Raw genomic sequence first — 2,285 nt, 5'->3', positions numbered from 1 at the left:
GGCGCCAAGCTCTCGCGCGAGGCGATCTGGGACGGGATGCGCAACTGGAAGCTGCACCTCGCCACGCTGGGGGTAACGTTCGCGCTGTTTCCCGCGCTGGGGCTGGCCTTCGGCAAGCTGCCCTTCGTGCCGCCGGCCTTCGCCACGGGCCTGCTGTTCCTGACGCTGCTGCCCTCCACGGTGCAGTCCTCGATCGCCTTCACCGCGATCGCGCGCGGCAACGTGGCGGCGGCGGTCTGCGCCGCCTCGTTCTCGAACTTCGTGGGCATCTTCGCCACCCCGGCGCTGGTCGCGCTGCTGATGGGCGGAACCACCGGCGGCATTTCGTGGCAGTCGGTCGAAACGATCCTGTTGCAACTGCTGCTGCCCTTCGTGGTCGGGCATCTGCTGCGCCCGTGGGTCGGCGCCTTCGTTGCCCGGCACAAGGCGCTGGTGGGCCGGGTCGATCGCGGCTCCATCCTGCTGGTGGTCTATTCGGCGTTCGGCGCGGCGGTGGTCGAAGGGCTGTGGCAGCGCGTCTCGCCGGAAAGCCTCGTGGTGCTGTCGATACTGTGCGTCGTGCTGCTGGGGATCGCGCTGCTGCTCACCACGCTGCTCGGCCGCGCGATGAAGCTGCCGCGCGCGGATGCGGCGGTGCTGCTGTTCTGCGGCTCCAAGAAAAGCCTGGCCAGCGGCGTGCCGATGGCCGGCGTGCTGTTCGCGCCGGCGCAAGTCGGCATCGTGCTGCTGCCGGTGATGCTGTTCCACCAGTTCCAGCTGATCGCCTGCGCCATGATCGCCCCGCGCCTCGCCGCCGCGGCGGAGAAGGACGCGGGCCAAGCGGGCAGCCGGACTTCCGTTTAGCCCGCTTTCGTCATTGCGAGCGCAGCGAAGCAATCCAGTGCCCCGCTAGCCGCTCTGGATTGCTTCGGGGCGGTGCCCCTCGCAATGACGAGGGAGGGCGATGTGCTCCCGCTCCAGGCGACGCGGGCGCCGCCTAGTACCCCGCCTCCACCGCCACGCGGATGGCGTCGGCGCTGGTCTTCACGCCCAGCGCGCGGAACATGGCGGCGCGGTGCATCTTGATCGTGCGTTCCGACAGGCCAAGGTCCCACGCGATCTGCTTGTTGAGCTTGCCCCGCGCCATTTCCAGCAGGATTTCGCGCTGGCGATCGGTCAGCGCGTCGATCCGCTGGCGCGCGGCGGTGAGGGCAACCTCGCGCGGAGCGGCTTTCGCGCCATCGTCCGGCACTTCCATCTGCGAGCCGAGGAAGTATTCGACCTCGCCATCCGCGTTGAAGATCGGCGCGATCATCACGGCGTTGCGGAACGGCGTGCCGTCCTTGCGGTAGTTGCGGATTTCCACGAGCGCGGGCTGACGGGCGACGACCGCCGCGCGCAGCGTGTCGGTCAGCTCCACTTCCGTTCCCGCGCCGCGCAGGAACCGGCAATTGCGGCCGATGATCTCCTCGCGCGCATAGCCCGTCAGGCGGATGAACGCCGCGTTGCAGGAAACGATCGGGTTGTCCGGCTGGCGTGGATCGGTCAGCACCGCGGCGGTCGCACTGTTCTCTATCATCGCGTCTGGCACCATGCGTCCACCCTAGCGCCAGACGGGCGGTGCAGGCAACGGGGAGACTGGCGTCGCTGCCCGCCATGGCGTTAGGTTCGGTTCATGAACCGCCGATTCGTGCTTGCCGCCCTGCCCGTGTTCCTCGCGCTTACCGCCGCCGCGCCGCACCGCGCCAGGGCGCCCGCGCGCCCGGCCCGCCCGCCGGCGGAAATCCCGCTGGCCGATACGGTGCGCGTGGCGATCAACACCGAACTCGGCGCGATCGTGCTCGATCTGGATGGCAAGCACGCGCCCGTCACCACCGCCAACTTTCTGCGCTATGTCGATCAGAGGCGGTTCGATGGCGTGGTGTTCTACCGCGCGATGCACCTTGCCTGGGGTGAACAGCCCAACGGGCTGATCCAGGCCGGCGTGCGCGGCGATCCCAAGCGCGTGCTGAAGCCGATCGCGCACGAGCCGACGAACGTCACCGGCATCCTGCACAAGGCCGGGGCGATCTCCATGGCGCGCGGCGCGCCGGGCACGGCGACGGGCGATTTCTCGATCATGCTGTCCGACATCGCCGGGCTGGACGCCGATCCCGCCTCCGCCAACCCCGAAGCGCAGGCGGGCTATGCCGCGTTCGGCAACGTCGTTTCGGGCATGGACGTGGTGCGCAAGATCTGGGATTCGCCGCTGTCGCAAACGCTGGGTGAGGGCGCGATGCGCGGGCAGATGCTGGAAAAGCCGGTGA

General features: G+C 69.1%; 3 protein-coding genes. 2 read left to right on the top strand and 1 reads right to left on the bottom strand.

The window, feature by feature from the left end; translation table 11 throughout:
• Nucleotides 1-843: bile acid:sodium symporter family protein (locus B3547_RS07255; RefSeq protein ID WP_292961650.1), on the top strand; the 843-nt coding region annotated here is incomplete at its 5' end.
• Between the two features lie 133 nt (nucleotides 844-976).
• Here the strand turns inward: B3547_RS07255 and B3547_RS07250 are convergent.
• Nucleotides 977-1,558 carry a LuxR C-terminal-related transcriptional regulator gene (locus B3547_RS07250; RefSeq protein ID WP_190287260.1) on the bottom strand — a complete coding sequence of 194 codons (582 nt, stop codon included), beginning with the start codon at nucleotides 1,556-1,558 and terminating at the stop codon, nucleotides 977-979.
• 96 nt (nucleotides 1,559-1,654) lie between these two features.
• Between B3547_RS07250 and B3547_RS07245 the strand changes: the two genes are divergently transcribed.
• On the top strand, nucleotides 1,655-2,285 hold a 631-nt coding region (locus tag B3547_RS07245), incomplete at its 3' end, for a peptidylprolyl isomerase (protein ID WP_292961647.1).

It is taken from the genome of Novosphingobium sp. UBA1939 (assembly GCF_002336885.1).
Taxonomy (GTDB): domain Bacteria; phylum Pseudomonadota; class Alphaproteobacteria; order Sphingomonadales; family Sphingomonadaceae; genus Novosphingobium.
Note: the sequence above shows the minus strand (reverse complement) of the source record. Positions and strands in the feature narration are given on the sequence as shown.